General features: G+C 64.5%; 5 protein-coding genes and 1 pseudogene. 3 read left to right on the top strand and 3 right to left on the bottom strand.

All coding sequences use genetic code 11. From position 1 onward, the window contains the following. Positions 1-559: 559 nt before the first annotated feature. Positions 560-2884, top strand: a complete 2325-nt coding sequence (locus VN047_RS21590; RefSeq protein ID WP_325546351.1) for a TonB-dependent receptor — start codon at positions 560-562, stop codon at positions 2882-2884. Between the two features lie 89 nt (positions 2885-2973). Next, positions 2974-3240, top strand: a complete 267-nt coding sequence (locus VN047_RS21585; RefSeq protein ID WP_325546349.1) for a DUF3297 family protein — start codon at positions 2974-2976, stop codon at positions 3238-3240. A gap of 92 nt (positions 3241-3332) precedes the next feature. Here the strand turns inward: VN047_RS21585 and VN047_RS21580 are convergent, their stop codons facing one another. The 3 genes from VN047_RS21580 to VN047_RS21570 form a co-directional block, all read right to left on the bottom strand. Beyond that, positions 3333-3908 (bottom strand): CHAP domain-containing protein, encoded by a 576-nt coding sequence (locus tag VN047_RS21580; RefSeq protein WP_325546347.1) that lies wholly within the window; start codon positions 3906-3908, stop codon positions 3333-3335. Between the two features lie 166 nt (positions 3909-4074). Continuing rightward, the gene (locus VN047_RS21575) at positions 4075-6429 is read right to left on the bottom strand and encodes a putative bifunctional diguanylate cyclase/phosphodiesterase (protein WP_325546345.1); all 2355 of its coding nucleotides are present in this window, start codon (positions 6427-6429) and stop codon (positions 4075-4077) included. 108 nt (positions 6430-6537) lie between these two features. Continuing rightward, a complete protein-coding gene (locus VN047_RS21570; protein WP_325546344.1) occupies positions 6538-8289 on the bottom strand; it encodes a fatty acyl-AMP ligase in 1752 nt (583 codons plus the stop codon). Between the two features lie 363 nt (positions 8290-8652). Here VN047_RS21570 and VN047_RS21565 point away from each other — a divergent pair. Beyond that, positions 8653-8869: pseudogene (locus VN047_RS21565) on the top strand (RecX family transcriptional regulator); the annotation flags it as partial.

Raw genomic sequence — 8869 nt, 5'->3', positions numbered from 1 at the left:
CCGGCCGGTCCGGTAGCGCCGGCGGGGCCAGCCGGTCCGGCAGCACCGGTCGCACCGCCCGATCCGACGCTGCCGACGCGATAACTGCCGGACGATTCACAGGCGGCGAGCGCGAGGCACGCCGGAATGAGAATGAGATGGGCCGGGCGGAATTCAAGACAGGACAAAGGCATGAGACATCCCCTTCGTACATGATCTGGTCCCTAAGCCGGAGATGCGTATCGGCGCATAAAAGTTCCCATCAATGTTTAAATTAATTACAGTTAACTTGATGTGTAAACTAATAACTTAGCTAATAGTGACCAATTTGAAGGGATAAGGATATTCAGGGTTAACTAAAAATATCTTCAATCGCGAAATCGAAATCTGATTCATGCGGAGCCTTGTCGGTCAGAAGAACGCCCGATCGACCCTTGCGAAAGGTTCCGTCGGCCCTGCCGCCGAACTTTCTTCGTTCGGTCATCGCCGTGTCATGCCTCCGCCGCAGCATGGCAATATCGCGCTCCTAGTTCCCCGCACATCCGGCGCCATTTCGTCGCCGGGAAAAGGGGATATATTCATGACCAGTCAGTTCAGGAACCGCCTGCGGGCCGGGGCCGCTTCGATCGTCCTGCTGGCGGCGACGCCCGCCTTCGCCGAAGAGGGGGCGGAAGCGGCGGCCGATGCCGACGGGGTCGAGGAAATCGTCGTGCTGGGCCGCGGCGAAGCGCGTCAGGTCCAGGAACTGGGCGCCGCCGACATCGCGCTCGAAGTGTCGGGGATCAGCCCCCTCAAAGCCATCGACAAGCTGCCCGGTGTCAATTTCCAGGCAGCCGATCCGTTCGGCGCCTATGAATGGTCGGCGCGCATCTCGATCCGCGGCTTTTCGCAGAACCAGCTCGGCTTCACGCTCGACGGCATTCCGCTCGGCGACATGAATTACGGCAACCACAACGGCTTGCACATCAGTCGTGCGATCATCAGCGAGAATGTCGGCCGGGTCGAGGTCGCGCAGGGTGCGGGCTCGCTTTCGGCGGCGTCGACGAGCAACCTCGGCGGCACGATCGAGTTTTTTTCGCGCGAGCCCGCCGACCGGTTCGGCGTCGAGGCGTCGGGCACATACGGCAGCGACGATACCAAGCGCGCGTTCATCCGCCTCGACAGCGGAGAACTCCTGTCGGGCGGCCCGCGCCTGTCGCTGAGCTATGCCTGGCAGGATGCCGACAAGTGGAAAGGTGACGGCGTCCAGCGCCAGCATCAGGTCAATGCGCGCATCGTCCAGCCGGTCGGCGATGGCCGGTTCTTCGGTTTCGTCAATTATTCGGACCGCCGCGAGAATGACTATCAGGATCTGAGCGCCGACATGATCGGGCGGCTGGGCTATAACTGGGACAATTATGCGAAGAACTGGGACCTCGCCGTCCAGGTCGCCAAAATCTATCAGAACCAGACGGCACGCGCCGCCTATAACGCCGGTATCGCGGACGGCAGCCTGCCGCTGGGCACGCCCTATGTCGCACCCTATGCGGGCGTCGGCGAAGCGTTCCCTGCACCGGTCGCAACCGTCGACGATGCCTATTATGACGCGGCCGGGCTGCGCAAGGACTGGCTTGCCGGCATGGGCGTCGAGGCGCCGCTGGGCGAATACTGGACGCTGAAGGCGATGGGCTATTACCATGGCAATCAGGGCCGCGGCATGTGGTTCACGCCGTATGTCACCACCCCCGGCGGCGCGCCGATGACGATCCGCACCACCGAATATGACGTCGAACGCTATGGCATCATCGCCTCCAGCCTCTTCACGCTCGGCGACAACCGCTTCGAAATCGGCATGTGGTACGAAGACAATGACTTCAATCAGGCGCGCCGTTTCTATGGCCTCGCCGACACGGCGGGCGCGCCGGGCCGCAGCAGTCTGAAATTCCCGAAGGATCCGCTCGCGACCCAGTGGGATTTCGATTTCAACACCCAGACGCTGCAATATCATGTGCAGGACACGCTCGATCTGGGGCGGCTCCAGATCAATGCCGGGTGGAAGGGGCTGCGCGTCACGAACCTTGCGACGCCGATCGTCAGCGGCGGGCTCGCCTCGGGGAAGACCGAGGCGAAAGACTGGTTCCTGCCGCAAGCGGGGCTGCTCTGGCGCCTGAACGACGATAATGAAGTTTTCGCGAGCTATACCGAAAACCTGCGCGCCTATGAATCGTCGGCGACGGGCGGTCCGTTCGCGACCACGCAGGCGGGATTCGACGCGCTCGACCTGAAACCCGAGACGTCGACGACCTACGAGCTTGGCTTCCGCACCAGATCGTCGCGCTTTCAGGGCGTGATCGCGGGCTATTATGTCGACTTCAAGGACCGCATCATCGCCTTTGCCAACGGGTCGGGCATCCAGGGCAACCCGGCAATCCTGCAGAATGTCGGCGACGTCCGTTCGTGGGGCATCGAGGCGGCGGGCACCTTCCGCGTCACCCCCGAACTCTCGCTCTTCGCTTCCTATGCGTACAATGATTCCGAATACCGGGACGACGTCGTGAATGCGGCGGGGGTGGTCGTGGCGGCCACCGCGGGGAAGACGGTGGTCAATTCGCCGCGCCATCTCGCCAAGGGTGAAATCACCTGGGACAATGGCGATTTCTTCGCGCGGATCGGCGCCAACTATACGTCGAAGCGCTATTATTCCTACGAGAATGATGCCGAGGTCGGTGGCTTCGTGATCGTCGACGCGAGCATCGGTTACCGGCTCAATGACCGCATTTCGATTCAGGCCAATGCGACCAATCTGTTCGACAAGGAATATGTATCGACGATCGGGACCAACGGCTTTGCGAACCGTGGTGACAGCCAGACCCTGCTCGCGGGCGCGCCGCAGCAGTTTTTCGTGACGCTGAAGGCCGGTTTCTAGACCGGCGTTGCCGATACTGCTTCTCGGCGATTGACGATGATGGCGCGGTCCAGCTAGGGCCGCGCCATCATTTTTTGGGAAATATAGTCATGACCGATACGCCCCCCGACCGTCTGTCGACCAATCCGCGCTCGCCGCATTTCGACATGGAAGTGCTGCAACGCGGCATCGGAATCCGCTTCAAGGGCAAGGAACGCACCGACGTCGAGGAATATTCGGTCTCCGAAGGCTGGATCCGCGTTGCCGCGGGCAAGTCGAAGGACCGCTTCGGTCAGGCGATGACGATCAAGCTGTCGGGCGAAGTCGAGGCCTGGTTCGAGGACACGGCGGCCGACGAAGGCGACGACGAAGCCTGAACAGGCGGTGCGACGGCAAATAAAGGAAAAGCCCCGGAGCGATCCGGGGCTTTTCCTTGTGCGCGCGGCGCGCTTGCCGGCGTCGTTCGTCCTTACTGGCCGAGCGAGGCGGCGACGACCTCGAGCCCGTTGCCGGGTTTCCAGTCGTTCTGCGCCCAGACGGGCGCCTTGAAACTGGGTGCCTTGGCGGGTTCGCCGTCCGAATAGATGAAACCCTGTACGGGATTGGCGCGCAGGCCGAGGTCGCCGATCGGCGCGTACCAGACGCGGACCATGCTCCAGTCGCCGGCGTCGCTGACGTCGACGACGCGGACGTTGCGCTCGATCTGGCCGCGGCGGCCGTTGATCGGCGACCAGTTGGCATGGTCGATCAGGATTTCGCGGTCGCTGACGATCTTCTTGACCACTGCTACATGGCCCATCGGCATGCCGCCCGTGCCGGCAAAAGCCATGACGGCGCCCTTGCGAGGCTCTTCGCCGCGCTCGTAAGTGCCGGCCGCCTGCGCCCACCAGGTCTTGGCATTGCCGCGGATTTCGACGCCCGATTCGGCACGCGCGAAGGGAACGCACTGCAGATAGCCTTTCGCGGCCGCGGGCGCGCTGGCGAGCATGCCGGTGAGCATCATCACAGACGCGATGGCGGCAGCCAGATAACGACGATGGAGCATGAAATGCGACCCCCCAGTGCTTGTCCTCAAGCGTTGGAAGCGTCTTTGCTATGCCTCGGACGGTCTACCAACCGTCTAGCGACGAATCGCGCCATCGATGCGGTGGATGGGGGAACCTTTTGTTAAGACGTTCAATTCGTCGTGCGGCAGCGTCGGATCGTCGGCGTCATGCGGCGACGGTCGCCACATCGTCGGGGCGGCGGAACAAGGTCAGCACATCGCTCGCAGGCATCGGGCGTCCGTAATAATAGCCCTGGATGTTGCTGCAGCCGAAGCTGCGCAGCGTCTCGACCTCAAGCTCGGTCTCGGCGCCCTCGGCGGTCGTCGACATGCCGAGGCTGTCGGCGAGCGCGACGACCGCGCGGATGATCGCGATCGATTCGATGCTGCCCTTCGCGGCGCCGACGACGAAGCTGCGATCGACCTTGATCGTCGAGAATTGCGTCTTTCTGAGATAGCCGAGCGACGAATAGCCGGTGCCGAAATCGTCGAGCGAGAGCCGAATCCCGAGCCCGATGAGCTGGTCGAGCAGTTGCGCCGCGCCGCCGCCGTCGCGCAAAAACACGCTTTCGGTGACCTCGATCTCGAGGCGTTGCGGCGACAATCCGCTCTGCGCCAGCGCCGAGACGACGACCGATGCGAAGCTGGGATCGGTGAGCTGGTCGGCCGAGACGTTGATCGCGACCTTGAGGTTCGACGGCCATTTCATCGCTTCGCGGCACGCGGTGCGCAGCACCCATTCGCCGATCGGCGAGATCAGGCGCGCATCTTCGGCGAGCGGGATGAAGCGGCCGGGCGAGACATTGCCGAGCTTCTGGTTGTTCCAGCGGATCAGCGCTTCGAAACCGTTCAGCGTGCCGTCGGCGGCGGTCACCACCGGCTGGTAATAGAGCTCGAACTCGCCGCGTTCGAGCGCGCCGCGCAGTTCCTGTTCCATCACCCGCCGTTCCTCGGCCTGTGCGTGCAAGGATGCGACATAGGCGGCGACGACGTTCCCGCCGCGGTCCTTGGATTTGTAGAGCGCAAGGTCGGCGTTGCGGGTCAGCGTCTCGACCGTCGCGCCGTCCTGCGGGCCGATCGCGAACCCGATGCTGGCGCCGACGAACAATTGATGATTGTCGACCACATAGGGCCGGCTGATCGTCGTGATCAGCCGCTGCGCGAGTTCTTCGGCCGCGTCGGCCGAGGGAACATTGTGCAGCACGACGGCGAATTCGTCGCCGCCGAGCCTGCCGCAGGTCATGCCGCGTTCCATCAGGCCCTTGAGGCGGGCCGCGACCTGCGCGAGCAGCTTGTCGCCGACCGGATGGCCCAGTGTATCATTGACCGCCTTGAACCGGTCGAGATCGATCATCAGCAAGGCGCAGCGCGACTTGGCGCCCTGCGCATGGTCGAGCGCGCGGGCGAGATCTTCGTTGAGGCTGAGCCGGTTGGGCAGGCCGGTGAGATTGTCGAAGCGCGCCATCCGGGCGATCTGTTCGGCGGTCGCGCGCTGTTCGGTCACGTCCGAGCCGACGCCGCGGAAACCGAGGAACTTGCCGGCCTCGTCGAGGCGCGGCGAGGCGGAGAGCTCCCACCAGCGCGGCGCGCCCTCGATCGTCACCGGCACGATCAGGTTCGAGAAGCTTTCGCGACGCTTCATCCGCTCGGCCATGTCGTGCAGGCTTTTGGGAAAGAGGCCGCTTTCCCACGCGTCGCCGGACAGCGCCTGGAGCAGCGGCACGCCTTCCAGCGCCTCTGCGCTGCCGCCGAGCGCATAGGCGAGGCGCGGCGAGACGTGGATCAGGCGCCGGCTGTTGTCGGTCTGCCACAACCAGTCGGCCGATGTTTCCTCGAACTCGCGGAGCAACAGGCTGACCGTTTCGGTCTTTTCGTGCAGCACCTCCTCGGCGCGGCGGAAGCGGATATGGCTTTGCGCGAAGCGGACGCAGAAGGCGCAGAGCAGGAGCCCCGCGACCAGCGCGACGCCGGCGAGTTGCGGCGCCCCCGCGCGGACGAGCGCGGCCGCCGCCGACAGGGTGACGGGGCCAATGAACAGCACGCAGGCCAGCGGCACGCTGTGCGCGACGATCGACAGCGTCACCATCATCAGCACCGCAATCGTCCACATCGACAAGACATGGTCGAGCGATGGCGTCAGGCCCTGCAGCCAGAAGGGACTTCCCCAAAGCAGCGCCGAATAGAGTGCGTGACGGTTGCACAGCCGGTATTCGGCCATTCCCGAAAGCCTGGGGTCGCCGAGCGGCAGGTTGCGGAACTTGCTGTACGACCAGAAACCGAAGAGCAGGCCGCAGGCGAGCCAGCCGCCGGCGATCGGTAGCGGTACGCCCAGGACCATCGTAAAGGCCGCGACCAGCGCCATGCCCATGCCCATCAAAAGGCGCAGCGATCCGCGGCCGCGAAGCGGCGCGAGCTGGAGCTGGCGGAGATTGCCGATGTCCTCGTTCCGCGGCCCCAACCCCAACAGGGTCCGCGCAGGAATCTCTTCGGCAGCGATCTGGTCGGTCAACAGGCTTTTCACGAGAGCCTGTTTAGCGCGGCGGGGTTACCCGAAGGTAACCACCGGCGCTTCGCCGGCCGCTTTTCCGTCCTGTTTCGGGACGGAATGTTCGCAGGCCCGGCGGCTCGATCAGGCAGCGATCGCGAAAGGCTGGATTTCCCCGGCGAGATACTGGGCACGCGCCTTCGACCGGCTGAGCTTGCCCGAACTGGTGCGCGGCAGCGTTCGCGGCGGGATCAGCTCGATCAGGCAGTTCATCCCGGTGATCGCGCGGACGCGGTCGCGAATCGTCTCGCGCAGCGCAAGGCGTTCGGCATCGTCGCTGGTGCGGCACTGGACGAGCACCGCGGGGGTCTCTTCGCCGCCCGGCGCGGTGATCGCGAAGGCTGCGATGTCGCCCGACTTGAAGCCCGGCAACTGTTCGACCGCCCATTCGATATCCTGCGGCCAGTGATTCTTGCCGTTGATGATGATCATGTCTTTGGCGCGGCCGACGATATAGATGTAACCGTCTGAAAGATAACCCATATCGCCGGTGTCGAGCCAGCCGTCCTTCATGCAGGCGGCGGTCGATTCGGGGTCGCGATAATAGCCGGTCATCAGCGAGGGGCCGGTGCACCACACCTTGCCGACGGTCTGGTCGGGAAGCGCATTGCCTGCTTCGTCGCGGACCTCGATCGTCATGTCGCGCGCGGCACGGCCGCAGTTGACGATCGCGCGGTACCGCGTCGGGCGGCCCGAATCATTCGCGGCGCCCGACAGCTCGGTTTCCTCGACAAGTTCGACGACGATCCCTTCGCCCGGCGGCATGATGCTGACCGCGAGCGTCGCTTCGGCGAGGCCGTAGCTCGGCAGGAAGGCGCTTGCCTTGAAACCCGCGTCGGCGAACGCGTCGACGAAGCTTTGCATCACGTCGGGGCGGATCATGTCGGCGCCATTGCCCGCGACGCGCCAGCGCGACAGGTCGAAGCGGTCGGCGACATGCGTCTGGCTCGACACGCGGCGCGCGCAGATGTCGTAGCCGAAGGTTGGCGAGTAGCTGAGCGTCGTCCCCTCGTTGCGGCTGATCAGGTCGAGCCAGGCGAGCGGACGGCGGGCGAAATCCTCGGTCTTGAGATAATCGACCGACACCTGGTTGGCGACGGGCGATAGCAGGCAGCCGACGAGGCCCATGTCGTGGTACCAGGGCAGCCACGAGATGCAGCGGTCGCTGTCCTGCAGCTCCATGCCGTGGCTGTGCGCGGCGAGATTGTTGAGCAGCGCGGCGTGGGTGACCGCGACGCCGTGCGGGAAACGCGTCGAGCCGCTGCTGTACTGGAGGTAGCAGGTTTCGTCCGGTTTCTGCTCGGGAAGTGTCGCGACGGGCGCCGGCCTTTTTTCGAACTCGCTCCAGTCGACGGGCTTCACGCCTTCCTTTTCGGCCGCTTCGATCGCCATCGCGGCGATTTCGGGCGGGAAGAAGAGCATCGTGGGGTCGCAGCTGGTGAGCTGGACGATGAGCTGGCCGACGTAGCTGTCGCGTCCGCCGAAGCTGGTGGGCAGTGGCAGTGGTACCGGCCAGGCGCCGGCGTAGATGGTGCCGAAGAACAGCGCGGCGAATTCGGCGCCGGTCTCGGCAATCAGCGCGATGCGGTCGCCGGGCTTCACCCCCGCGGCGATCAGCCGAAAGGCGGTCGCCAGCGCGTCGGCCTTGAGCTCGCTGTAGGGATAGGGGCGCACGAGTTTCCCGCGCGGATCGTGGAAATTGAGCCCGCGCGAGCCGTTCGCGGCATAATCGAGCGCTTCGCCGACGGTGGCGAAGTCCGAGAAGCGGCGCGGCTGGGCGCATTCGGTCGGTGTCGGCGCGAGCGCGTCGGCCAGATCAATGTTGGTATCGGTCATAGGGGGTGCGACATCCCGCGATACGGGCCGCGCGGCAACAAGCATGTCATCTTTCTGAGCCATGTACCGTGCGCGAGCCCTGTGTTGTTTGAACGTGTTGTTTGAACAAATCGCCCATTTCCGGGCGTTATAGCCCCATATGGCGGTGTTGATCGTTCTCAATCGGGCCCGACTGTGGCACAAACATGGCATATGTCCAATCGCGGCGCTCCCTCCGACCGATCGAAAAGGCCGCTCGGCGCAGCGCGACTCGATGAACTGGCGCTCGCTTATGTCGCGCGATTCGCGACGAGCCGGGCGAAGTTGACGCGGTACTTGTCGCGAAAGGTCCGCGAATCCGAATGGATAGACGAAGTTGACGCCATGACGGCGTGCGAAGCGGTGGCCGACCGGATGGAGCGACTGCAGTTCCTCGACGACCGCCAATATGCCGCGATGCGCGCCGGCGCGATGACACGGCGCGGGCTGGGGTTGCGGCGGGTCAAGGCGCAGCTTTATGTCGACGGGATTGCCGCCGCGGACAGCGGCGAGGCGATCGAGGCAGCGGAGAGCGCGGCGGTCACGGCGGCGGTCGGGTTCG

Source organism: Sphingopyxis sp., assembly GCF_035565275.1.
Taxonomy (GTDB): domain Bacteria; phylum Pseudomonadota; class Alphaproteobacteria; order Sphingomonadales; family Sphingomonadaceae; genus Sphingopyxis.
Note: the sequence above shows the minus strand (reverse complement) of the source record. Positions and strands in the feature narration are given on the sequence as shown.